Origin of the sequence: Streptomyces sp. NPDC004658 (assembly GCF_040609555.1) — a bacterium.
Lineage (GTDB): Bacteria > Actinomycetota > Actinomycetes > Streptomycetales > Streptomycetaceae > Streptomyces.
Genome location: NZ_JBEXKG010000039.1, coordinates 35,114 through 56,010 on the forward strand (window position 1 = coordinate 35,114; position 20,897 = coordinate 56,010).

Annotated in this window: 25 protein-coding genes and 1 pseudogene; 11 read left to right on the forward strand and 15 right to left on the reverse strand. The window is 67.9% G+C overall.

What is annotated here, in order from left to right; translation table 11 throughout:
* Nucleotides 1-9: 9 nt before the first annotated feature.
* From ABZV94_RS16420 to ABZV94_RS16450, 7 genes are all read right to left on the reverse strand, one after another.
* Nucleotides 10-2,364: a hypothetical protein gene (locus ABZV94_RS16420; RefSeq protein WP_356340958.1), complete on the reverse strand. Its 2,355-nt coding sequence runs from the start codon at nt 2,362-2,364 to the stop codon at nt 10-12.
* Between the two features lie 87 nt (nt 2,365-2,451).
* A complete protein-coding gene (locus ABZV94_RS16425) occupies nt 2,452-2,718 on the reverse strand; it encodes a hypothetical protein (protein WP_356340960.1) in 267 nt (88 codons plus the stop codon).
* Nucleotides 2,715-2,903 (reverse strand): hypothetical protein, encoded by a 189-nt coding sequence (locus tag ABZV94_RS16430; protein WP_181412039.1) that lies wholly within the window; start codon nt 2,901-2,903, stop codon nt 2,715-2,717. Before ABZV94_RS16430 ends, ABZV94_RS16425 begins: the two co-directional genes overlap by 4 nt.
* On the reverse strand, nt 2,900-3,052 hold the full coding sequence (locus tag ABZV94_RS16435) for a hypothetical protein (protein ID WP_181412038.1): 153 nt from the start codon (nt 3,050-3,052) through the stop codon (nt 2,900-2,902). Before ABZV94_RS16435 ends, ABZV94_RS16430 begins: the two co-directional genes overlap by 4 nt.
* A complete protein-coding gene (locus tag ABZV94_RS16440) occupies nt 3,052-3,291 on the reverse strand; it encodes a hypothetical protein (protein WP_356340961.1) in 240 nt (79 codons plus the stop codon). The genes ABZV94_RS16435 and ABZV94_RS16440 overlap by 1 nt, the downstream gene beginning before the upstream one ends.
* Before the next feature lie 208 nt (nt 3,292-3,499).
* Nucleotides 3,500-3,757: a WhiB family transcriptional regulator gene (locus ABZV94_RS16445; protein WP_356340962.1), complete on the reverse strand. Its 258-nt coding sequence runs from the start codon at nt 3,755-3,757 to the stop codon at nt 3,500-3,502.
* A 199-nt stretch (nt 3,758-3,956) separates the two neighbouring features.
* Complete coding sequence (locus tag ABZV94_RS16450) at nt 3,957-4,346, reverse strand: hypothetical protein (RefSeq protein WP_356340963.1); 390 nt, start codon at nt 4,344-4,346, stop codon at nt 3,957-3,959.
* Nucleotides 4,347-5,211: 865 nt separating this feature from the next.
* Between ABZV94_RS16450 and ABZV94_RS16455 the strand changes: the two genes are divergently transcribed.
* The 4 genes from ABZV94_RS16455 (at nt 5,212) to ABZV94_RS16470 (ending at nt 8,977) form a co-directional block, all read left to right on the forward strand.
* Nucleotides 5,212-5,967, forward strand: a complete 756-nt coding sequence (locus ABZV94_RS16455; RefSeq protein ID WP_356340964.1) for a GntR family transcriptional regulator — start codon at nt 5,212-5,214, stop codon at nt 5,965-5,967.
* Nucleotides 5,968-6,284: 317 nt separating this feature from the next.
* Nucleotides 6,285-7,442: an XRE family transcriptional regulator gene (locus tag ABZV94_RS16460; protein ID WP_356340966.1), complete on the forward strand. Its 1,158-nt coding sequence runs from the start codon at nt 6,285-6,287 to the stop codon at nt 7,440-7,442.
* Between the two features lie 39 nt (nt 7,443-7,481).
* Nucleotides 7,482-8,030: an isochorismatase family cysteine hydrolase gene (locus tag ABZV94_RS16465; RefSeq protein WP_356340967.1), complete on the forward strand. Its 549-nt coding sequence runs from the start codon at nt 7,482-7,484 to the stop codon at nt 8,028-8,030.
* Nucleotides 8,027-8,977 (forward strand): FAD-dependent oxidoreductase, encoded by a 951-nt coding sequence (locus ABZV94_RS16470; RefSeq protein WP_356340968.1) that lies wholly within the window; start codon nt 8,027-8,029, stop codon nt 8,975-8,977. The genes ABZV94_RS16465 and ABZV94_RS16470 overlap by 4 nt, the downstream gene beginning before the upstream one ends.
* A 39-nt stretch (nt 8,978-9,016) precedes the next feature.
* Here ABZV94_RS16470 and ABZV94_RS16475 read toward each other — a convergent pair whose 3' ends face one another.
* From ABZV94_RS16475 to ABZV94_RS16500, 6 genes are all read right to left on the reverse strand, one after another.
* The gene (locus ABZV94_RS16475; protein ID WP_356340969.1) at nt 9,017-9,739 is read right to left on the reverse strand and encodes a 2'-5' RNA ligase family protein; all 723 of its coding nucleotides are present in this window, start codon (nt 9,737-9,739) and stop codon (nt 9,017-9,019) included.
* Nucleotides 9,740-9,793: 54 nt separating this feature from the next.
* Nucleotides 9,794-10,285: an NUDIX hydrolase gene (locus ABZV94_RS16480; protein ID WP_356340970.1), complete on the reverse strand. Its 492-nt coding sequence runs from the start codon at nt 10,283-10,285 to the stop codon at nt 9,794-9,796.
* Nucleotides 10,286-10,320: 35 nt separating this feature from the next.
* Nucleotides 10,321-11,385 carry a hypothetical protein gene (locus tag ABZV94_RS16485; protein WP_356340972.1) on the reverse strand — a complete coding sequence of 355 codons (1,065 nt, stop codon included), beginning with the start codon at nt 11,383-11,385 and terminating at the stop codon, nt 10,321-10,323.
* 179 nt (nt 11,386-11,564) lie between these two features.
* A complete protein-coding gene (locus ABZV94_RS16490) occupies nt 11,565-12,050 on the reverse strand; it encodes a PPC domain-containing DNA-binding protein (protein ID WP_356340974.1) in 486 nt (161 codons plus the stop codon).
* A 30-nt stretch (nt 12,051-12,080) separates the two neighbouring features.
* Nucleotides 12,081-13,049, reverse strand: coding sequence for an asparaginase (locus tag ABZV94_RS16495; protein ID WP_356340976.1), 969 nt, complete (start codon nt 13,047-13,049; stop codon nt 12,081-12,083).
* A gap of 81 nt (nt 13,050-13,130) precedes the next feature.
* Nucleotides 13,131-14,624, reverse strand: a complete 1,494-nt coding sequence (locus ABZV94_RS16500; RefSeq protein ID WP_356340978.1) for a hypothetical protein — start codon at nt 14,622-14,624, stop codon at nt 13,131-13,133.
* 202 nt (nt 14,625-14,826) lie between these two features.
* Between ABZV94_RS16500 and ABZV94_RS16505 the strand changes: the two genes are divergently transcribed.
* Both ABZV94_RS16505 and ABZV94_RS16510 read left to right on the forward strand, forming a co-directional pair.
* A complete protein-coding gene (locus ABZV94_RS16505) occupies nt 14,827-15,738 on the forward strand; it encodes a helix-turn-helix transcriptional regulator (RefSeq protein ID WP_356340979.1) in 912 nt (303 codons plus the stop codon).
* Nucleotides 15,738-15,983: a DUF397 domain-containing protein gene (locus ABZV94_RS16510; RefSeq protein ID WP_356340981.1), complete on the forward strand. Its 246-nt coding sequence runs from the start codon at nt 15,738-15,740 to the stop codon at nt 15,981-15,983. Before ABZV94_RS16505 ends, ABZV94_RS16510 begins: the two co-directional genes overlap by 1 nt.
* A 124-nt stretch (nt 15,984-16,107) precedes the next feature.
* Here the strand turns inward: ABZV94_RS16510 and ABZV94_RS16515 are convergent, their stop codons facing one another.
* Nucleotides 16,108-17,145, reverse strand: coding sequence for an aldo/keto reductase (locus ABZV94_RS16515; RefSeq protein WP_356340982.1), 1,038 nt, complete (start codon nt 17,143-17,145; stop codon nt 16,108-16,110).
* A complete protein-coding gene (locus ABZV94_RS16520; protein WP_356340983.1) occupies nt 17,142-17,600 on the reverse strand; it encodes an ATP-binding protein in 459 nt (152 codons plus the stop codon). The genes ABZV94_RS16515 and ABZV94_RS16520 overlap by 4 nt, the downstream gene beginning before the upstream one ends.
* A gap of 1,213 nt (nt 17,601-18,813) precedes the next feature.
* On the opposite strand from ABZV94_RS16520, the gene ABZV94_RS16525 reads away from it, so the two are divergent.
* The 5 genes and pseudogenes from ABZV94_RS16525 to ABZV94_RS16545 all read left to right on the forward strand — a co-directional run bounded on the left by ABZV94_RS16525 (nt 18,814) and on the right by ABZV94_RS16545 (nt 20,829).
* Nucleotides 18,814-19,173, forward strand: a complete 360-nt coding sequence (locus tag ABZV94_RS16525; RefSeq protein WP_356340985.1) for an ATP-binding protein — start codon at nt 18,814-18,816, stop codon at nt 19,171-19,173.
* An 80-nt stretch (nt 19,174-19,253) separates the two neighbouring features.
* Nucleotides 19,254-19,505: pseudogene (locus ABZV94_RS16530) on the forward strand (DUF6415 family natural product biosynthesis protein); the annotation flags it as partial.
* A 30-nt stretch (nt 19,506-19,535) separates the two neighbouring features.
* Nucleotides 19,536-19,748 (forward strand): DUF5999 family protein, encoded by a 213-nt coding sequence (locus ABZV94_RS16535; RefSeq protein WP_356340989.1) that lies wholly within the window; start codon nt 19,536-19,538, stop codon nt 19,746-19,748.
* Nucleotides 19,745-20,257, forward strand: coding sequence for a DUF6302 family protein (locus tag ABZV94_RS16540; protein ID WP_356340987.1), 513 nt, complete (start codon nt 19,745-19,747; stop codon nt 20,255-20,257). The genes ABZV94_RS16535 and ABZV94_RS16540 overlap by 4 nt, the downstream gene beginning before the upstream one ends.
* A gap of 125 nt (nt 20,258-20,382) precedes the next feature.
* The gene (locus ABZV94_RS16545; protein ID WP_356340988.1) at nt 20,383-20,829 is read left to right on the forward strand and encodes a hypothetical protein; all 447 of its coding nucleotides are present in this window, start codon (nt 20,383-20,385) and stop codon (nt 20,827-20,829) included.
* Nucleotides 20,830-20,897 lie beyond the last annotated feature (68 nt).

A 20,897-nucleotide genomic window follows, 5' to 3' on the forward strand; every position in this document is an offset into this window, starting at 1 on the left:
GACAGGCGTTCAGACCCCGGCGGGTACGCGGTCCTCGGAAGCCCGGACCTTGGGCTTGGCTCCGGCCGCGAGCTGGACGGCGATGAAGGCAGCTCGGTCGTTCGCGATCGTGCCCTTGAGCTCGTGCCGGACGACCCTGCCGATCGAAGCCTTGCTCGGCGTCTCGTTGCGCTCGCGGAGCAGTTCGAGGGCCTGGTACTCGAAGTCCCTGAGCTCCAGCTCGACCGGCTCCTCGGCCCGGCCCACCTGCTCGGCCCGGCCCACCTGCTCGGCCCGGCCCACCTCCTCGGCCCGGCCCACCTCCTCGGCCCGGCCCACCTCCTCGGCCCGGCCCACCTCCTCGGCCCGGCCCACCTCCTCGGCCCGGCCCACCTGCGGTTCATCGGTGTCCATGGCCTTGCGGCCCAACGGCCCGCGGGCCAGATCATCCTCCGGCCCGGGCCGCGCTCCGTCCTCGGCCTGGGCCGGGCCGAGGGAAGGCACGTCCGGGCCGACCTGCACCGGCACCCAACCTGCTGCGGCCCGGCCCAGGCCGGTGGTCTCAGCTTGGGCCGCGAGCGAGGCGGCGTGAGCGGACCACTCTACGGTCCGGGCCGTCAGGGTGATGGGCCGAAGGGTAGGAATCGCGGCCGGGCCGAGATCGCTGGCGCCGACCCGGGGCACAACGATGCGGTGGCGGAGCAGACCGGCCCGGCGATCGGCCCGGTCCGCGGCCCGCGCGGTCCGCTCGGTGGCCCGGGCCGCCTTGCGGACGGCCTGGGCCGCAGCCCGCGCCTTCATCTCCTTGGCCGCGGCGGCCCAGGCCTTGTCCAGCGTGGTGAGCTCGCTGTTGGTGATCATCAGCGACCACGCTGTCCAGGACTGGACCGGGTAGCGGGCCCAGCGGATAAGTCCGACCCGCGGCCGCGCCAGCGCCAGCTTGCCCTGCTCGCGCAGGTACTGACGGTGCATGAGCAGCGCATACAGCTCCCACAGGACCATGCCGACGAGACTCATCGTGGCGAAGGCGACGGCCGGCTGGGTGGGCTGGCCGGCCGGGCCGCAGTGGTGGGCGTAGTTCATGGCGGCAGCACCGGCGGCGAACACCCAGGTCATGACCCGGTACAGCAGGCCCGAGTCGCCCATGCGGCGGGCCTGGTGGTACATCCAGCCGACGAAGGCCGTGGTCAGCTCCCAGGCCGCGGCGAACCCGAGGGCGAAGATGGTCCACCAGCCGAACGCGGTTCGGGCGTAGTCCGTCTGTGACCACCAGGCGACGGCCATCGGGGCCAGGATCGGGCCGCCGACCAGGACCCGTCGGGCCTGGTTACGGATCAGAGTCCTGCTCCACTCGCCGAGCTTGGCCATCCGGGAGCCCAAGGTGACACGGTCAGCGCGGAGTTCGCGGCGCCGGCGGCGCCGTTCCTGGCGGCGCTCGAAGCGGGACATCGCCTTGTTCCATGCCTCGTTGGCTTCCTTGAGGGTCGCCTCGGCCTGGGTGGCCGCATCCTTGAGCATGGTCTCGGCCTGGCCGGTGGCCTCCTTGAGGGCGACCTCGGCCTCGAGCAGCTTCTCCTCCGCGGCCTTCTCGCGGGCCTCGGCGCGGACCAGCGCCTCGGCCAGCCGCTCTTGGCTCTCTTGAGCGTCGTGCTGGGCCTTGGCGGTGATGCGGTCGGCTTCTTCCCGTGCGCGGGTTGCCGTGCGGGTGCTGTCCTCGTCGGCCTGGCGGCGCACCTGGTCGGCGTCGTCCTGGGCCTGCTGCAGCAGCCGCTCGGCGGCATCGCGCTTGCTCCGGGCATCACGCTCGGCCGTGTCGCGCAGTTCCTTGGCCCGCTCAGTGATCCGGGTGGCCTCGGCCTCGGCGTCACGGCGCAGACGATCGCCCGCAGCGACCGCGTCGTTCTTCACCCGCTCGGCCTCGGCCCGAAGTTCCTCGGCCCGGTTCTTGGCGTTCGCGAGGAGGGACTGCGCACGCTTGTCGGCGTCGACGAGCACCCGATCGGCGCGGGCCTGGGCCTCCTGGCACACATCGTCTGCCTGGCCTTCGGCCTGGGCGCGCAGTTCCTCGGCGTGCGCGCGGGCCAGCTCGAGGATGCGGTCGGCGTCCCGCTCCGCGGCGGCCAGGAGGGCTGCGGTCTTCTCCTGCGCCTCAGCGGTCGCCCGCGCCAACAGATCCCGGGCCGAGGTCTCCGCCGTGCGGAGGAGCTCGGCGGCCTGCCGCTCGGCTTCCGCGACCCGTTCGTCGGCCAGGGCCTTCGACTGGCCGGGCTGCTCATCCGACGGAATGTGGCCGGCCTGCTCATTCCCCGCCGGCCGAGCCGCCGCGGTGGCCGTCACCCGGGATCGGCGGGGCTGCCGCTTCTTGGTGTTCTTGCGGCTTGTCACGCCGCGACTCCTTCCTACATGCAAAGGCGGGCCGGGCCCCGGTGAGGGGGCCCGGCCCGTTGCCGGCCTGGCTCGGCGGCCTTTCGATCAGGTCCTGGTGCGCGGCCCGGCGGCCACCGTGCGAGTTCCCTCATGCGCCGGGTCGCCGTGGCCCAGGAGCAGGGCGAGCCGGGTCGGGTCCGGTGGCGTGCTGAACGGGCGCCGGCGGCGCGCGCGGGACAGCTCGACCAGTGCCTCGATCTCCTCCGGTGTCAGCGGAACGGTCGAGCCGTCCTCACACGTGCGGTAGAGGGTCAGCCGGCCGCCGGAGATCCTCCCGGCCGCCACATGGCGGGGCAGCGGAGATCCGGTCACGTCCGCCTCCGGCCGCGCAGGATGCCGCGCCGGGGGGCCGGGTAGTAGAAGCCGCCGGTCTCGTCCGTCTTCTCCCAGCCCGCGCGGTCCGCGTCGGCCGCGCTCTTGTGGGGCTTGCCCATCTTGTAGGGGCCGCTGCCGTGGCGGGAGGGGTCGGCGAACATGAACGCCAGAGGGTTCTTCATGCCGTGCCTCCCTTGGCGGGAGTCCGCTCGGCGTCCCTGCTGCTGCGCGCAGTGTTCAGGTGATCGGCCTTGGCGCGGGCCTGGTCGGCGGCGGCTCCGGCCTTGAGGGCCTCAGTGGCGTGGTACCTCCACGCGGGCCGGCGCGTCATCAGGCCACCTCCCTGGTGAAGGCGTGCGTGCGCCGGCAGCCCGCCAGGGCCTCGGGCTCCTCCTCGTAGCCGACCTCGTCGTCCTCCGCGGCGATGTCGTCGATGGCGGAGCCGTGCGCCGGCGCGGCGATGCTGTGGAAACCGCTGGGGCCGGTGGTGCGAAGAAGGGTCTGCGAGGGGGTGGTGTGAGAGGGGTCGGTGTGCGGCTGCGGGCGGACATGGGGCAAGGTGGTGCGCACGCGATCAACTCCGTTGCGAGATCTGTGTCGAGATCGGTGAGTTGGTTGGCCAGTGGCCCCGTCGGCGCCTGGACCGCGCCACGGGGCCGCGCCCATGAACTGGGCGCAGGCGATGTGCTGTTGGCCGCCCCCGTGGAGGGCGGGAAGGAAGCCGCGTGTACGGCGGCGCACTGGGGGCGCCTGAGCCTGCGGCGGGCAGGGGAATCGTTCAGCAGGAGGCGACGCGGGCCCGGTTGCGGGCGGCACGGCGCTTCATGGCGCGGCGCTCGTCCTCGGTGAGTCCGCCCCAGACGCCGGAGTCCTGACCGGACTCAAGCGCCCACTGGAGACAGATCTCGATGACGGGGCACCTGCGGCAGACGGCCTTGGCCTCCTCCGCCTGGATCAAGTAGGGGCCGGTATTGCCGATGGGGAAGAACAGCTCGGGGTCTTCCTCCCGGCAAACCGCGCTATGGCGCCAATCCATGGTATTTCTCCACAACTTGGTGATGGTGACGGCGAGCCGTGATCAGGCTCTCCGGGGGGCCGAGCGACGCGGTGGCGCTCCGCCTGGGGGATGCAGGGCCGGCCGGGCCCTGAGGGCCCGGCCGGAAACCGTGGCGACTGCTCGCCTGCCGGTGAGACCGGCAAGGTTTTCCGTGCCGCCCTGGCAAGGGTCGTGATCGTCAGCGGCAGGGGAGCTGGCTGGGCGCCATGGTCGCCGCGGCGGTGACGTAGCCCTCGTACGCGCCCCAGCCGCCGTGGCCGTGGGTGATCTGGCGGACCAGGACGTAGCGGTTGTTGCTGGGGTGGCAGTCGAGGAACTGCGCCTGGTCACCCTCGCCCATCAGCCCCTTGATCGAGCCGTCGGCGTTGCGCAGGTACAGACCGCCGGTGCCGGGCGCCGGCGCGACGGTGACCGACGCCGCCGGGGTGACGGCGACGTCCTCGTACTCGGTCACCTTGGCCGTCTCCAGCTTGCCGGTGACCGGGTCGCGGCGCTGCTCGGTGTACGAGCGGGTCGGCTGCGGGTCCGTCGAGGACGCTTGCGCCGGGACGGCGGTGGAAGCCAGCATCCCAATCGCGCCGACGGTCGCGGCGGCAGCGGCCATACCAGCGGAGCACTTCATGGTTTCTCCCAATTCATCCTGAGAAATCCCCTGTCGGGCGACAGGGAGCGGTTGAACGTTCCTGTGTGATGGGTTGAGGCACCCGGTGTGCCGGGGCCGGCTTGGCGGCGGTTGCCACCAGTGGCCGAGGCCGTCGGCGCTCGCCGCGTTGAGCGAGCGCCGGCGACTGCGGTTACTGGTGCGTGCGCGGCGCCACCGCGCTGGAATCTCATCTAGACGCGGGCCGCTTAGCGTCCGGTCGGGCTGTTCCTTCCGGACCACCCCGGGGAGATCTGTCCCGGGGCGTCATCGCGAGCTGAAGGTGTAGGCCGCGTCGTTCTTAGAGCCGGTTGCGCGATACGTCGTGGGCGGCAGCCCTTTCTCGGCCGGCTGGTCTCCACTCGCCTCGGCCAAAGTTCCTGCCGTCGTTCCGCGGTGGATCACGCTCTGGAGTTGTTGTGCGGGTCCGGCCGGTTCCGGTGCTGTCTCACTTCGAGGCAGTGCCGGGACCTGCGCCTGGTGGGCCTGGGCGCGATGCCCGGTCATGCATGTGGCCCAAGAGGCGATCCGGTGTCTGGCCGGTCCCTGGCCGTCACGTCTGCACTGGAATGTCCTGCTTGGACGTGAGGACTAGGGAGAGCCAGCTCGTCGTCAGCGGGGCAGCCCGCCGTCGGCACGCACCAGTGAAGCAAATCAAGCTATACAGATCAAGAGGCACACTAGTTTGCTTCGTTGTCTAGCTAGCTAGACTGCGCCACTGGAGGAGTGCGCACGAGCCACGGGCCGTGGCCCCCGTACGATCAGGTCGCCAAGGAGAAGCCAGGGGAGACACATGACAGAGGCGCCGGGCGGCCTGCCCAAGTACCTGACTGTGGCGAGCAAGCTCGCTCGGCTGATCGAGGAAGAGCACTACCCCCCCGGCAAACGGCTCCCGGCCGAACCGGTCCTGGCCGAAGAGCTCGACGTCTCGATCGTGACGCTCCGCAAGGGCCTCGACGTTCTGAAAGCGAACGGAATGCTCGACAGCCGGAAAGGCTCGGGGAACTACGTGCGCGAGCAGGGACAGCTCAGGCGCATCGCATCCGAACAGCGATCCAGAGAGCAGCGGCTGGGCCGCCCGAACGTCCTTGAGTCCAACGACACGCAAACCCTGAACACAGACTCCGTCGCCTTCGTGCCCGACGCCCCCGTGCCGCCTCGCATCGCCCGCGTGCTGGAACTGGGCGAAGGTGAGGGAGCGTTCCTGCTCAGCGGGCGCTACCTGTTGGCCGGCCGCCCGGTGAAACTCGTACGCTCCTACGTCCCGCACAAACTGGTCGCGAAGTCGTCGCTCGCACACGGCGAGATCGCGCACGAGGACCTGCGCGCCGCGCTGTCCGCTGCAGGGCATGCACCCGTGGAAGGGCATGACGAGATCCGGTGCCAGATGCCGACGAGCGACGAGGCCGCGCAGCTGGTCATCTTGCCGACGCGGTTGGTGATCACGGTCTACCGCACCCTGTACGACGCCGAGGACCGCCCGGTCGAAGTCGAGGAGACGGTCATGGACTCCGCGTCGTACGTACTGGATTACGCCATCACGTTGTGAGCTTCGCATGGCGTGCGACCCCCGAGCTGCGGCTTCAGCCACGCACGCCGACTCAGGGTGAGGCTGACGTCGTGCAGGATCCCCAGCGCCGCCCGCCCAAGAGGAGGTGCTTCCCTGGGGATCGCGCGCCAGGTGCTGAGGCAGATGGCAGGGCGTCACGTCACCTCTCCTGTCGCGGTGATCTAGCTGATGCGGAATGTCTCAATCAGCATCTAGACCAGGGCCATTGCGCGAGAGGTCGCGTTGTGGGCTCGATGTGGGCGTGGTGTGGGCGTGAGGCCGTAATCTGCAATCTGCGCTGGCGGAGGGAGTGTCAAATGGCAGCCGTGGTGCAGTGGACGGGCCGAGAAGCGGCTCTGTTGGGGAAGGCCACTCGGTTGCCGATCCGCGTCTATGCGGAGAAGCTCGGCGTGGATCCGAAGACGGTCACGAGGTGGCGCAAGCAGGGGAGCACCCTCAAAGTCCAGCCGGAAACCGCCGAGATCTTGGATCGGTTCAAGGCGACGTGTGACCCGGAGGTGCTGGAGGTCTTCTACGCCTCTCTGGGCAACAGCGCGGTCGTGGAAGGGGAAGTTGGCTCCTCACCGGCACTTGGGCCAGCCAGCGTCGTCAGCCACAAGTTCATTCCTGTGTACATCGGAGACGCTGTCTCCCTGATAAGTGGTGACCCGTGCCAGGACGGTCCCGCCAAGCTCGGCCACCGTGCAGCTTCGGCGCTCCATCCTGACTCCGAGTCCACGTCCCAGCTCCACCTCTACGACTGCGGCGTCGCGATCTTCCACCTCGTACAGCGCCGGAAGGTGGAGACCCTGGGCGACTTGGCGGTCTGGCGGTACCGCTCCTACCTCACAGACCTGGGGTGGGCCGACGGACGGATCCGCGAGCTACTGGCTGCGGTGGCCGGCCAGCGCGGGGAGTTGAAGCCGCCGACCTATGTCCTTTCGGCCTACCTGCTGGAGGATTCGCCGTGGCAAGGGACGAATCTCGACACGGCGATGCAGTTGCTGACCACGCCGTCCGTCCTGGTCGACCGCCAACGTCCCGAGGAAACGGTGCGCCTGGGCGACGATGTGGAGCGGGCCCTGTTCTCCGACGGGTTCGAACACTCTGACGTCGTCGACTTCAGTAGCCAGGCCATCGCCCTCGGTCTCGCCGGATGGTCGGGCGTCGCCTACCATCCGCTCTCGCCGGAGCGGGCCTTGCCCATGGAGAACATCGTCGCGCTGGAGCTGGACGTCCAGGCCCTGTGGTGCCTGAGCTCGTATGTTCTCGACGAAATCGAGGAGGGACGAGACCCGGTCATGCCCAAAGAGTTCGGGTGGCGGTTCCTGCGAGGCGCACTGACACGGCTGACCGCTGCCCGTCCCCAGGAGACTGCGCAGCACCAGCTCATGCGTGAGGCCGTTCTCACCACCAGCCGGCTGCCGGACCGGCTTCGCACCGCACAAGAAGTCCTCCGTGACGCCGACATGTAACTCTCGAACCCAGGAGGCGCAGTGAGCTCCCGTAGGCCCGTGCTCGTGGTTGTCGACATGCAGGCCGGCTTCATCAACGAGCACAGCCAAGGAGTCGTCCCCTCCGTCGTGCGCCTGGTGAAGACATGGGTCTCCCTTGATCAACCGGTCGTCTTCACCCGGTTCTTCAACCCGCCAGGTTCCCCGTACGAACGCATCACGGGCTGGACCGGCCTGCGGACCGAGGAGGACCAGCGCATCGTCGACGAGCTCAGCCCGTTTACGGAAGCCGCGGCCGCCATCATCGACAAGCCCGGCTCCAGCGCCTTCACCGACGAGTTCTCGGCCTTGGTCGAGGAGTCGGGCTGGACGGATATCGTCCTGGCCGGAATCGACACGGACGCCTGCGTCTATGACACCGCGCTGGCCGCGTACCACTCCGGCATCCGTCCCTGGGTCATCACCGATGCGTGTGCTTCGAGCGGTGGGCCTGAATATCACGACGCCGCCTTGCTACTGGCAGGCCGGAATATTCACCGACAGCACCTGCTGACGACCGAGTCGCTGTTCTCGGGTGAACGCGGTCCTCTGAAGGGAGAAAGCGCGTGAGCACTCCCAACAACACCGACCTGGTTGTAATCGGTGGAGGGCCCGCGGGCGTCTCGGCAGCTCTGACCGCCGCCAGCCTCGGCATGCGCACCATCCTCGTCGAAGCGGAGCGGATCGGGTCCAAGCTCTACGCGATCGGCTCCCTGGAGAACTTGGCCGGCGGCTGGACGAACGGCCCGCAGTTGGCCAAGGCCCTCACCGCAGATGTAGAGCGGCTTGAAGCAACCGGCGCATGCGAGGTCGTCCACGGCCGGGCAGTCTCAGTCGGAATTCAGGAGCACGAGGCCCAGGTATCCCTGGATGACGAACGTCTTCTCCGCGCCAGTGCCGTGGTCGTCGCTACAGGCGTAGCCTCTCTCGGCCCTGGCGACGTCGAGTGGCTCGTGGCGCCAGATCTCGCTACACCGGAGCAGCTGTGGCGCACGAAGCCGGCGGCCCTGGACGGACACGGAAAGATCGTCGTGCTGGGTGCAGATCGGCCGCTCGGCACCTGGCTACGCGCTCACCCGGATGCAGACGTGTCGCTCCATGTCCTCCATCCCGAAAGTGATCGGTACAAGACGGAAGAGGTGGCCCGGGATCCGCGTGTATATCTCGAGGAGACGAAACACGCAAGACTCGTTCCGATCCCAGGAGGCATCCGGGTCACATCTGAACGAGCCGAAGGAGGATTCCACACCTTCGCCGCCGACGTCGTGTTGATGAATGCCGGTTCAAGGCCTTCGGCCCTTCCAGGCCTTACAACCGGCACCGATGGCTATTGCCCTGCGGACGCCCAACATCGGCGAATCTTGATCGCCGGAGACTTGAAGGGTTCCAGAATGCAGCGGATCGCCATCGCCATGGGAGACGGACAACGCTGCGCTCTCACACCGTACTACGAGAGGGCGCTCCCCACGGCTGCCAGAGTGGCAGATTCGCCGAGTCAAGGTTCTGTCCAGGTCTAGCGAGTCGGCGTCTTGGTACCAGTTCGTGTGGCGGAAAGGCTATATGCCAGCAACGATGGTCTGTAGTTGAACGCTGTGAATTATCCGCCATTTGTACGCCCCAGGCTCTCGCCACATCTCGACCAAGTCGGCCCGGTCAATGGTCAGAGTGGCTGGCGGCAGGGACCTGAGCGGTAGGACGGCGTTACGGGCGACGGCTGCTGGCAGGGGCCGGTTCGCATACCCGATCCCTATGTGAGGCCGCAACCGCGCCGTGGGAGCCATTGACGGAAGGCCGCATGCCTCGGACGCTGTGACCAGGACCTGATGGAGTTCAAGGATCGGGGTCCATGGAGCCACGCTGTAGCGAAGGGCACCCCGAGATCCCGTCAGCGGCACGGCCGTTAGGACAAAGGCCGGCGGTGCCTTTGCCTGGACCGTCGCCACGAGTCCCTCCATCTGTCCTTCGTCGTTCAACATGTCGACGACCCCGACGCGCCCCAGGGTGAGGTGAAAGCCGTCAGGGGCTATCTCGTCGAATTGAAGGTGCCGAACGAAGCTCTGACAGCGGCGGGCGTGGGCAATGAACGCCGAATCGGAGATTGTCAGCAGCCAGTAGACAGCCCTCGTCGTCTCAGACCAGCCGGGTCTGTGCCAGTGATTTTTCATTGCAGAGACAGCGTTGAAGGCGGCCCAGTCGTGTGCGGCGACCGTCGCAGGATTGTCGATATCGATGGGTGGGACGCTTGGGAACGCATCAGGGTGCGGTGCTGAGAGGGCCATGCTCAACTCGTCTGTTCGTCCGGCTCAAGTGCGTGGTCAACCAGCCGGCGCGGCTCAGGATCTCCAAGCGGGTACGCCGTCTCGCAGGTATCGGGGAATACCGTCAGCGAGGGCAATGAGTGCTTGGGCCGCTCGTGTGCGCTGCCGTTTGGGGAGGAGGCGGAGCGCTTCGTCGGGCGGAAAGAATCGGAAGCCATTGAGCTCGTCGTCCTTGATGGACAGCGTCTCGATTCGGTCGTTCGGTAGGACGCCGCCGTCGAAGACGAAGGCGAGGAGGTCGTCCCACGGGCCGTGGGGACCCACCCAGTCCATGCAGAGCAGGCCGCGCATCTGGACGCAGTCGGCATCGAGACCGAGTTCCTCGCGGAGCTCCCTCGCGACAGTGTCGAGGGGTTCCTCGTTGGCCTCAGCCATGCCGCCGGGCAGATCCCACCCTTCCTTGTAGGCCGGGTCAACCAGGAGCACGTGTCCTTGGTCGTTTCGGATCAGCGCGTCCGCGACCACGCGTTTCCGGGCCTGCTTGGCGTTGCCCTCAGCGAGGTACACGTCACGATCGGGATCTCCCGGTTGAGGTGCGTTACTCACACCTGGGACCCTTCCGTGACGGTGATGCTGGCAAGGAGCAATCTACGGTGCCGGGCCACGACAGTCATATGGTCGAGGACTTCTTTGACCTGTCTGGAGCTGGCGTATGGCTCAAGTGCGGTCCGCAGATCAGCGAGGTCCCGGCTGAGGCGGATGGACCCCAGCGATTGGCAGGTTTCCAGTAGGTCGTGGGTTACGGCACAGGCCGCCTCCACCTGGTCTTGCGCGATCAGTGACTGGGCGAGCGTGATTTGCGCGAGGCTACGGCTACGGGCCCGGCTCGCGTCGCGGAGCTTGAGGGAGCGGTTCGCCTCGTCGGTGGCCGCCGGAAGGATTCGTAGGTCGAGCAGGATGGATGCGGCTTCGCTCGCCAGTGCCGCGGCGTCGAAGGGGGCCACCCAGTCCGGGACGAACGCCGTGTCGGCGGCCGCAAGTTCCTCGCGGGCCGAGTCCAAGCAGTGCTGTGCCTGCTTGGCGTAGCCGCCGCGCGCGAGGGCCCGGGCCTTCATGGCGTGGAGTCGGGCTGCAAGCACCGGCACAGGCTCGGCGGCGCGGAGCCGGTCCAGCCCGCTGCGTGCAAGTTCGACCGCTTGGTTGGCGCGGCCTTCTTGGAGGGCCAGGTGGCTCATGCCGGCTTCCACGTTGGCGGCGACAGACGGGTCGCCGGCTGCTTGGCCGAAGCATAGGGCACTGAGGAAGTGTCCCTGGGCATCGTTGTCGCGTCCCGAGTCGTGAGCCATCCAGCCGGCCATCTCCGTCAGCACTGCCGCGTCGCGGAACGCCTCTGCGCCCTGGACAGCGCCGAGACCGATGATGCTGGTGGTGACTTCGGTGCGGAGGTAGATCAGCAGGGAGCTGTAGACGTGGCCGCCGCCGAGTTGGCGGTCGGCCAGTCGGAAGGACGCCATCGCAGCGAGGTGAGGCGACAGAGCCTTTTCCTGCTTCTCGCGTGGTGGAGCGGGGCGCGGCGGGCCGAACAGGACCTGTGCGGGTTCGCCCAGGAGGTGCTCCAGGACTCTGCAGGTGTCGGCCCGCGGAGTGCCCTGGATGTCTCCGTCCATCCATCGGTCCCAGGCGCTCCGTGAGACCATCGCCGTCGCCAGACGGGGGTTCTCGTCCAGTTGGGCCACTTCATGGGCGGCGCGTACGAAGTGGGAGCAGAACGACTCGAAGAGGTGCAGGCGTCGTTGGTGGACCACCTGGCGAAATCGGGTAGCTCTGCGCATGGCCGTCGCCGCCGTTAGTTGTGGGGGCCGAAGCCGAGGATGGGTACTTCCCCGCCGAACAGGTGGGGGTCTCGGCTTCGGGTCAGTGCAGGCCCATCCGTGGCTCCGATGACTTCCACCACGGGGATCTCGCAGATGAACTGGACGGTGGCGCCAAGAAGGTGGGAGACACGCCCGTCGGCGGAGGCATCCTTGATGCCGGCCGCTACGTGGATGTGTGGTGCCAGCTGGTTCTCTTCGGCGTTCCAGGCGAGGGTGCCACCACCGAGGGCCTCAAGATGTTCTACCTCGACCTCTTCCCACAGGGGAGCATCCGGGTTCTTGAGGGGCTTGCAATCCCCGACGAGTCGCGCTCTTCGGAAGCCTCCGACGAAGGAGGGGATGTAGCCCGACCGGATGTCGTGCTTGGCGCAGGCTTCGGCCAGGCCGGTGTAGAAGTCCTCTCCGTGCTCGAGGACGACCATGATCTGGCGGCGTGCGGTGATTTCAGTGGTGCGCATGACGCAGTCTCCGAAGGGTGCGGTCGTAGGTCACCGGCGGGCGGCGAAGGCGGCTTCGATCTCTGCGCGGGGGCTATTGGCGGCGAGGTGGGCGCTGAGCAGTAGCCGGGCCTTGAAGGGATCGAGGGTGCCGGCGCCGATCAGTCCCCTGGCGATCAGGTCGCTTTCCGATCCGGCAAACCCGTAGGTGCTCGTGAGCACGGAACCCGTGCCGATCCGGGACGCAAGGACCACCGGAATCGTATCGGCGAGCGCTTCGAGCCTGTCACACCAGGAGGCCGGAACATGGCCTACACCGAAGGCGGCGATCACGAGACCTTGGACTGTGTCCTTGAGTGTGTCAAGGAGAAAGCCGTCGCTTCCGAGTGCGGCGGTGACCACCTCGACGCGGGGCTGCGGGCCGCTGGGCCAAGGAACGGACGGGGTGCGCTGTCCGCGGTTGTGGATGCGGGGGGTGCCCTCCACAACGTGTCCGATGGGTCCGACGTTCGGAGACGCGAAGGCGGTGATGCTGGTCGTGTGCATCTTGCGCACGTGCCGGGCGGCGTGGATCTCATCGCCGAAGACGACCAGGACTCCGAGGCCGCGTGCGTCTGCCGAAGCGGCGGTTTGTACTGCCGCGAGGATGTTGGCTGGCCCGTCGGCGCCAGGGAGGCTGGCGTTACGCATGGCTCCGGTGAAGACCACGGGGATGTCCATGTCCTTCCGGTAGTACAGGTCTGCCAGGAAGGCACTCTCCTCGATCGTGTCGGTGCCCTGTGTTACCACGACGCCTCGGACACCCTCTGCCTCGGTCTTTGCGATGTGCTCCATCAGGGCAACGATGTCTGCGGGAGTCAGTGAGGCGCCTGGGAGCTGTCGGAAGTCCTCGACGGTGATCTGCGCAGCGCGACGCAGGTCAGGAACGGCGTCGACCAGGTCGGCTCCGGTAAGGCTCGGCGTCGCGCCCCCCGCCTCGGAGCTGCGTGTCATGGCGACGGTCCCGCCGAGGGTGATCACTTCGACGGTGTCGTTCGTGCTGGAGGAGACTGGCACAGGAGCCCTTTCAGGGTCGGCGGGGGCGGGAGAGCGTAGATCGTTTCAGATTCTGGGTGCGAAGGTGCCGAGGAAGGACAGTGCATCGTCGAGGCCGTCACTCGTCAGCAGACGGCTCCGCGTCCGGACGAGGCCGGCGACACCGTGCTCGGCCACTTCTCGGCATCGTGTGGTGATCCACCCCCAGTCGATGTCCAAGTAGCGTGCGAGTTCTTCCAGGCGACCCTTCGGGTCGGGGCTGATGAGGATGTTGATCTCCTCGGCATCGCCGAAGGCGGTGCGATACGAGCGGAGGTCACCGCGGCTGCTGGTGGTGCTGGCGGCCCACAGCGCCTCTCCGGTACGGACCCAGTTGGCGACGACGGCCTTCTGGCCAGGGATGAATGCGACACCGTCCATGTCGGCGTACGCAGGGTCTGTTACGAGGCGGACGCGGATGCCGTGGCGTTCCATGAGGGCAATGGCGAGCAGCAGCAGGATGCGTTCGTAGCGCTCGGTGCGGGCGACGGCAGTCTCAGGGACGCAGAAGACACGGGAGGTCGTCTGGCCTCCGTCGACGAAGCGGCCCATGCGCCGCAGATAGTCGATCTTGTGGGAGAAGATCACCCACGGTGCCGCCTCGGCTCCGCGTTGTTCGCGCGTCCAAAATGCGGGAATCTCTCCGGCGCTTTGGAGTTCCCGCTCGATGTAGTGGGCGCAGAATGCTGACCCCCACCAGCTGGACCCCGCAGAGGTCAGTTCCAGCAGCTGGCGGTTGGGGGCAGAGCGCGGGAGCGCGAGGTAGGTGTCCAGGTTGTGGCTCTCGGCGTCGAGGGCCTGGTCGTCGGCGAGCAGACCGTCGTCCAGTTGTGTGAGGGACCAGAGAATTCCGTAGGTGAGGTCGTCTAGGAGGTAGGCCTTGGGGATGGAAATGGGATTGCCGCGGGCTGCGGCGACAGCCTGGGTACGTCGTGCCGATGCGGCGTCAAGTACGTACAGCCCATAGTTCTCGGCATGCTCTGCCACGCCGAGGAGGAAGCCCCGGCGGGCGGCGGGCCGTAAGAACTGTTTCAGGCCTTCGTCGGAGTCGAGGACGCGTACCTCGTCGCCGTCCTCCTCGTGGACGGCGGTCATGACCTGTACAGCGGCGGCGGTGCCGGACAGGGAGTCCCGGCCGGTGAGCTCCCACATTCCTGCGGCTCCGGTAGCTGGCACGATGAGGCGCGATGTGGAGGGCCAGCGGTCGTCAATCACCGCCGCCGCTTCGGTGGTCGCCTGGCGAAGTTCGGCAGGTGTACGGGCCGGGCTGAACAGTTCGTCCGTGGAGTGGCCGAAGATGTGTTCCAGGATTTGAGCCGCTTCTGACCGCGGCCGGCCACACCAGGTTGGCTGCGCCCAGCGTTCGAACGTGGTGCGTCCGACGCTTGCGGTGGCAAGGCGGCGTTGGCCCGTAAGCTCCGCCAAAGCCCGGCCGCCAGCCGTGAAGTGGATGCAGAACTCTTCCCAGCTGTCCCAGCCACGTCGCTTCAGCTCAACGTGGAACAACGTGGGGCGGCCCATGGTGCGGCCCTCCTCGGACGAAAGCGGGGGGACGAGCTGAGACCGGCACAACCAGCGGCACGTGCCACAAGCTGCGACGGATCTCGTACGCATCGTGACCCTCGCTAGGATGCGCCTGTCGACCGGGGGTTAGCAACATGAGCGAGCAAATTGCTGAAGAGATTTGTTGTCGGGAGCCCGGCGAGAAGGCACACTAACCGGCATGTCGCCTGGTAACGAGGCACCGTCGTCACTGACGCTCCGTGAAGTAGGTGCGCGCATCGAGGAGTTGCGCGAGCGTCATGGCCTGACGCTCGCCAAGGTCTCCGCGCTGCTCCTGGAACAGGAACCGCCGCGCAGACTGGGGCCCAGCCAGCTCAGCCGAATCGAGCACGGCCAGCGCAAGCGCTTCGCCCAGGAGGTGGCGCTGGCGCAGGCGATCCTGGGTTGCATCGGAGCGGAGCCCGCCGAACGGGACGAGATCCTCGCGCTGCTGAGCTCCGACAGGCCGTCGACGAGTCCGCGGCCGGCTCTTTGGCGACGCAATGCCGGAGTCCTCGGGCCGATGAACTTCGAGGGGTTCCTCGCCCTGGAGCAGAAGGCGACCCTGTTTCGCACGTACCAGCCGCGGATCGTCCCCGGCCGTCTTCAGACCCGGCAATACGCGCTTCACGTCATCGCGCGCATGCGTCCCGATCTGCGTCCGGCCGATGTGAAGGCACTCGTCGACATCCGCATGGACCGCCAGCGGCGAAACGCCGGCGGCGCACTCAGCGACTTCCAGGCCTTGATCGACGAGGACTGTCTGCGTCGCACCCTCATGGACAAGGCCGTCCTGAAGGAGCAGCTGGAACGGCTGGTCGACGAATCCGAGCAGCCCCGATGCACGATCAGGGTCCTGCCCGGGGTGGACACCCTCGGTGTCCACCCCGGTGTGGCGGGCGGATTCGTACTGATGGATTTCCCCGGGCCTGCGCGGTCCGTCGTATGGCTCGAGAACATGGTCAGCTCGGGGTATATCGACGAGGAGCTGTACACGGACCGCTACGCCGCGGTGTTCACCGATCTCTGGGACCAAGCACTGGAGCCGGACAAGACCCGCGTGCACCTCAAGAAAATGATCAAGGAGTTGTAGTGACCGTGCAGTCGCAGAGGCCCGACCTCTCCAAGCTCGATTTGTCCAATCTCGAGGGGACGGTGTCGTCCTACAGCGGCGGGGGTGGGGACTGCGTGAGGGTTGGCCGGATGGGCGACTGGATCCTGGTCAGCGACACCAAATGCCCCGACCGCGTGCCCCTGCTGTACCCCCTGAACGGAGCTCGGGCCTGGATTCAGAGCGTGAAGGACGGCGTGTTCGACCCGATCGCAGGCTTGGACTGACCTACGACGTGTCCTTGGGGTCGGCCGTCCAAGCCAGTTGAGGCCGGCCCCACCGGATCTGTGTGCGTCTCACAGGAACACCGCACCCGTTCAGGCCGACTGTCGGCCGAAAACCTTGTCCGGCTCAGCCGAGCCCTCCAACTCGCTCGTGCATGACAGGACGTCCCGCTAGCATCTGCAGGCTGAGCCTCATGCGGGCAAAGACCGCGTCGATCTGATCGACGTCGTCTTGAGTGAGCGAGCCGGGCAAGGCATCGAAGCACTGCTCAATCAGGTGTTCTTCCGCGACACCGACGGCGACGAGCGCATGGGGCCACTGCTGAAGGCTTGACTGCAGCACGAGCGGGGCCAAACTACCGTGTCCGGATCCGAATCGCCCGGCTAGCTCCCGCAGGCCACCCTCCACAACCGCGGCAGCCGCCTCGGTGCAAACGCCTTGCCCGCAAAGTGCCTCCAGCACCCTGCGGTTGCGCTGGCCGACAAGCATTCCGTGCCCGAGCGGCGAGGCAACGACCAGTCCCAGGCCCTTTCGCGTGGTGAACTCGCTCAGGCTCTCGCCCTCCTCCAGGACGGCTGCGGGCAGGAGGCCGTTTGCCTGGGCCCACACGACGTCAGGCTGGATCTCCTCGACCAGCCAGAGGAAGCGCCGTATCTGCTGGGCGCTGTCAGCGCTGGTAGGCCCGCGGAGGCCGATGGCCCGGATCTGCTCAAGGTCGCGCATGGCGTGCATCTGGGCGACCACGGGGCCGAGGTACATATCTCCGGGGCCGAAGTCGTACGAGTCCAGCACGTAGACGGCCAGATCGTCTCGGTACAGATTCTCCAGCGTCTGCTCCAGCTGGTGGCGGATCCTCGGGCCAGCGTACGGGTGTGGGGCGGAACCGCGGAGCCGCCCGACCTTGCTGATGGCGTGCACCCCGTAGTGCCGGTACTCCCGAAGCACCTTCCCGGCCAGCCGTTCAGCATGTCCTTCGCCGTGAGCATCGGAGGTGTCCACGAACGACGCTCCCAGTTCAATCGCCCGGCGTAGCCCTCTGAGGATCTGCCCGTCATCGGCGATCTGCTCAGGGAAGTCCCAGCGCGTGGTCCCTGTACTGACGCCCAGTGGGCCGAGACTCAGTCGGGGGGTGAGGGTTCTGGGGCGCAGGTCGCAGCCCTTCATCGCCGCCCTCCGGCCGGCTGGTGAAGAAACAGGGCCACGACGCTCTTGCCCGTGGCAGTCGGCCGCACGCCCCACGAACTCGCCAAAGCGTTAATCAGGAAGAGGCCGCGCCCTCCCTCGTCCTCGAGCGCCGGCGCCTTCGGTTCACACGAAATGGCCGTGATGTCGCGTCCACTGTCCTCAACTTGGACAACTGCCCCCCATTCGTACAGGTCCACCGCCATCCATATCGGCTTGCCAGCCTCAACGTGCTGTTGAGCATTTCCCACCAGCTCGTCGGCGACCAGGACGATGACGTCCGTCCACGAGTCGTTCTCGTCGGCGAGTACCTCGTGGACGAGGTGGCGGGCGACTACCTGGGGGGCCAATAGGCCAGTGAGGTCGGCCTCGGCGTGTGCGAGGGGCTCGCCACGCAGGCCAGCAGCGCTCGCCGAGGTTGTAGCGGGGATGGGCATGCCCTCGTCTCCTGGTTGCTCTGAGACGCCCGGGGGCGTGGACCGGGATAGTCCTCTGGATCACGTTGGCTCATGGCCGATCGGTGCGGTACACGAAAAGGCACCCCACTTCACCCCACTTGGATGAGTGCGCTGGGCCGCCTCCTGGCCGCGAGGCGGATGAATGACCCCGATTGCCTGGTTTTCTCGCAGTCGGAGTACATGCTGCGCGACGACCAGAGGTCAACCTCCTTCCCCCCGTCGCCGCAAGGTCGCAGAGTTCACCTAGCCGCAGCGCCAGACCCCTCGGGCGGGATCTGACCAGCGACAACGCCACGCGTACACCCCGCATCCCGGACCCACCCGGCCACCTCCAGTGGGGCCTGTTACACATAACAACCCACGCTGTCAAGCCACTTCGGCGAAGTGGGGTGAAGTGGGGTGTCGGACTGACCAGCTGGCCGTGTGCTCCATCCGAACAGGGAATGCGCGTCAGGTTGTCCTCATATGGCCTAAGTGTCCACACCCCCGTAGTGCATTCACGAGAAGTCAAACACTCTGATCGCTCGCCCCAAGTGGGGTGAAGTGGGGTGCGGATTCATCTACCGAGGGCGCTGGCGACCGGGAAGGCTTTGGTGCACGACCTCGGCTCGTCTGAAGCCGGCGCCTGCTGCCCTCGTGCACAGGGCTCGGTTTCCCCTCAAGCATCTCGACTAAGGAACCATCACCGTGGCGACTCACCCCTCGCAGATCGGCGTCCTCGGCGCGCTCCCGTGCTGCATCACCAGGCTGGTGTGCCGTCGCAAGGCCGCCTTGCAATCGGGCTCGTGGGCGTGAATAAGAAGGCACTCGTCTTCCTCAGCTCGCGGGCTCCCTAAGCCGTCGCAGGGGTACATGAGCGGCGGCCGCGTCCGTCGACGCCGCGCTCATCGACCTGGGCACCCGTTTCGGTAAACCCCCGTGTTCCGCTCGGGTTGCCCGACCTGGGCTCCGACTTCTGTCGCCTGGGGATCGCGCTGCCGCTCGATCCCCGGAAGTCGCGAGCGAGACGCAGCGCAGCCTCGCGCTCGGTCTCCCGGCTGCCGCTGGACGCGGGGATCCACTCCGCCCAGCGGCAGCCGGCCCACCTGCTGTCCCCCAACGCCCGGGCGACGTAACGGAATCGACCACATCACGCCCACGAGCTTGGACAGTGACCGGAATTGGCTCCTGCGGGGGCCGAGAAGGGCTACCGATGAAGGTGTACTCCCCAAGTGCTGCGCGCACCGCCACGGTGGTGCACGACGGCGGGACGCAGAGCGACCTGATCGGCGATCCGCCGGCAGGCCGCGCATCAGCGGTGTGTGGTGTGCGCGATGTCGAGATGTGGGCCGACCTGTTCGCGGATCCCGCGGCCGTGGCCAGGGCGCGGCGCCGCCTGTCGGTCGACCGGCCGTGCCTTCGCCCTGCGGACGACGACCAGGAGGGCGGCCGTGGGCTGCACCTGGTCGATTACCTGGCTGACCGCTGGGGAGTGGCCCCCGGCCCGCTCGCCGGAAAGACCGTCTGGCTGGAACTGGACGTGGATGTGGCCGTCTGGGGGGCGGCGTCGTGAGCGTCACTCATCTGAAGCGCGCCGCACGGCAACGACCCGCCGTCCCTGCCTCCAGCAGCTCCCGTTCACTCGTCGCTCCCGTGCATGAAACCCTTGCGGTGGTGCTCGACGAGGACACCCCCGTCCTCGACAGCGACAAGGACGTGAGCGACCTGGTCCTGCTGTTACGCGGCCATCTGATGCGGCTGGGCGCCTGCGTACCCGACAGCACGGCAGGATCGAAATCGGCTGCGGCGCTTGAGGCGGCGCGGGAACTCGCAGACGCCGAGATGCCGGGCCAGTACATGACAGCCCGGGTGCATCTGCGGAAGATCGCACTGTCCGTCCAGGCGGTGCTCACGGCGATGGGCGCCGATGGTCTGGTGTGCCCCCACCGACCCGAGTGCCCCTCCGCTGAGGCACCCGACTGCCAGGCGGCGCAGGTCCGCCTCCGGTGTGACGAGGGCGGGTACAGCGTGCTGTGCAACGGCATCCTGCTCTTCGACGACACTGGCTGTCTCCGGCCCGATGGCCGGGTCGTCCAGCCGCGCCGACCTCTGCCGACGGCCGAGAGCCCGAAGGCGGTCACGACATGACCGCCCCGACTCCCACTTCCGCCTGGCAGCCGCCGTTCATCAGGGTTATGCCTCCTGAAGAGGCATACGACTTCGAGTACTACCGGGCGCGGCTCGTCCGCTCGGAACTGTTGCGAGACGCGGTCGCCCTCGTCCTGTACCGGATCCCTCTCCTCGCCGTTCCCACCGGACCGAGCCGACGCGGCGGCCAACTCCACATGGCCGCACCGGAGTACGCCAACCAGGCCGCGCAGGCCCTGAACGGGCGTTGGGGCTTCAACGGGCTCACCACCAACGGCCCGCTCGTGAGCTGGGGCGAGCCCATACCGCAGGGGCTCAGCCCACACGCCCGGCGCCGCTTCCACGGCCTGCGGGAGCAGCCCAGAGATCCAGCACCCATGCAGCCCCCTGCCGGACACGACGGATGGTGCCTGGCTCAGGGACGCCGGCCGACCTCATCCGAACCACCGTCTGGACGGCCGGCCATCCCCCGGGCCGTCGTCCAGGCCGGCGCCGCGCACGCAACCTGACCGTCGCGGCGCCGTCCCCCGGTTCTGGTGCCGCGCCGGCCCGCCCCGCTACGGCGCGGCACCAGAACACCCCTCCTTTCACACGATCCGCCGACGGCGGAACTGCCTTTCGGAGAGCAACCCCCATGACCCTGCGAAGTCACCACCCCTGGCACCTTGCGATTGGCGAGCAGTCGCCGCTCCCGTCCGCGTCCGCCCACGACACGGTGCGCGTGGGCCTGGCACTGGGACTGCCCGCGATCGACGCCTTGGTGACCGACGGCACGGCCGTCGGCCCGCTGAGGTACTGCCTCGCCCACCACCAGCTCCTCGTTCCGGTCGAGCCCGGCACCACCCACCGGTGGCAGGCGGCGCACTCCGACTGCGTACCCGGCACCAGGGCCTGGCGGTGCGTCAGTGATGGCTACCTCGGCTGCCTGGGCTTGTGGGTGACCCGGCCGGATGCGGCCCGAATCTCGACCACTTCGGCGGACGCGCTGCACGCGGCGCTCAGCCGGACTCGCGCCCGCCTGAGTGCGCCCCGCATGGCGCACCACGTGCATCGCCGGGAGGTGTGCCGTGCGCAGGCGTGAGTCGGCGGGCAGGCGCGGGCGGGCCTGGCGGCCCAGCCGCAACCAGTGGCGTATCGCCGTGTTCGTCG

Bases quoted from the DNA above. Each gene is read 5' to 3' on its own strand.
- ABZV94_RS16490 (WP_356340974.1), bottom strand. From the start codon at position 12,050: ATGCGCACCACTGAAATCACCGCACGCCGCCAGATCATGGTCGTCCTC.
- ABZV94_RS16445 (WP_356340962.1), bottom strand. From the start codon at position 3,757: ATGGATTGGCGCCATAGCGCGGTTTGCCGGGAGGAAGACCCCGAGCTG.
- ABZV94_RS16455 (WP_356340964.1), top strand. From the start codon at position 5,212: ATGACAGAGGCGCCGGGCGGCCTGCCCAAGTACCTGACTGTGGCGAGC.
- ABZV94_RS16505 (WP_356340979.1), top strand. From the start codon at position 14,827: ATGTCGCCTGGTAACGAGGCACCGTCGTCACTGACGCTCCGTGAAGTA.
- ABZV94_RS16500 (WP_356340978.1), bottom strand. From the start codon at position 14,624: ATGGGCCGCCCCACGTTGTTCCACGTTGAGCTGAAGCGACGTGGCTGG.
- ABZV94_RS16485 (WP_356340972.1), bottom strand. From the start codon at position 11,385: ATGGACGGAGACATCCAGGGCACTCCGCGGGCCGACACCTGCAGAGTC.
- ABZV94_RS16520 (WP_356340983.1), bottom strand. From the start codon at position 17,600: ATGCCCATCCCCGCTACAACCTCGGCGAGCGCTGCTGGCCTGCGTGGC.
- ABZV94_RS16460 (WP_356340966.1), top strand. From the start codon at position 6,285: ATGGCAGCCGTGGTGCAGTGGACGGGCCGAGAAGCGGCTCTGTTGGGG.
- ABZV94_RS16430 (WP_181412039.1), bottom strand. From the start codon at position 2,903: ATGAAGAACCCTCTGGCGTTCATGTTCGCCGACCCCTCCCGCCACGGC.
- ABZV94_RS16515 (WP_356340982.1), bottom strand. From the start codon at position 17,145: ATGAAGGGCTGCGACCTGCGCCCCAGAACCCTCACCCCCCGACTGAGT.
- ABZV94_RS16540 (WP_356340987.1), top strand. From the start codon at position 19,745: ATGACCGCCCCGACTCCCACTTCCGCCTGGCAGCCGCCGTTCATCAGG.
- ABZV94_RS16545 (WP_356340988.1), top strand. From the start codon at position 20,383: ATGACCCTGCGAAGTCACCACCCCTGGCACCTTGCGATTGGCGAGCAG.
- ABZV94_RS16435 (WP_181412038.1), bottom strand. From the start codon at position 3,052: ATGACGCGCCGGCCCGCGTGGAGGTACCACGCCACTGAGGCCCTCAAG.
- ABZV94_RS16525 (WP_356340985.1), top strand. From the start codon at position 18,814: ATGAAGGTGTACTCCCCAAGTGCTGCGCGCACCGCCACGGTGGTGCAC.
- ABZV94_RS16450 (WP_356340963.1), bottom strand. From the start codon at position 4,346: ATGCTGGCTTCCACCGCCGTCCCGGCGCAAGCGTCCTCGACGGACCCG.
- ABZV94_RS16475 (WP_356340969.1), bottom strand. From the start codon at position 9,739: ATGGCCCTCTCAGCACCGCACCCTGATGCGTTCCCAAGCGTCCCACCC.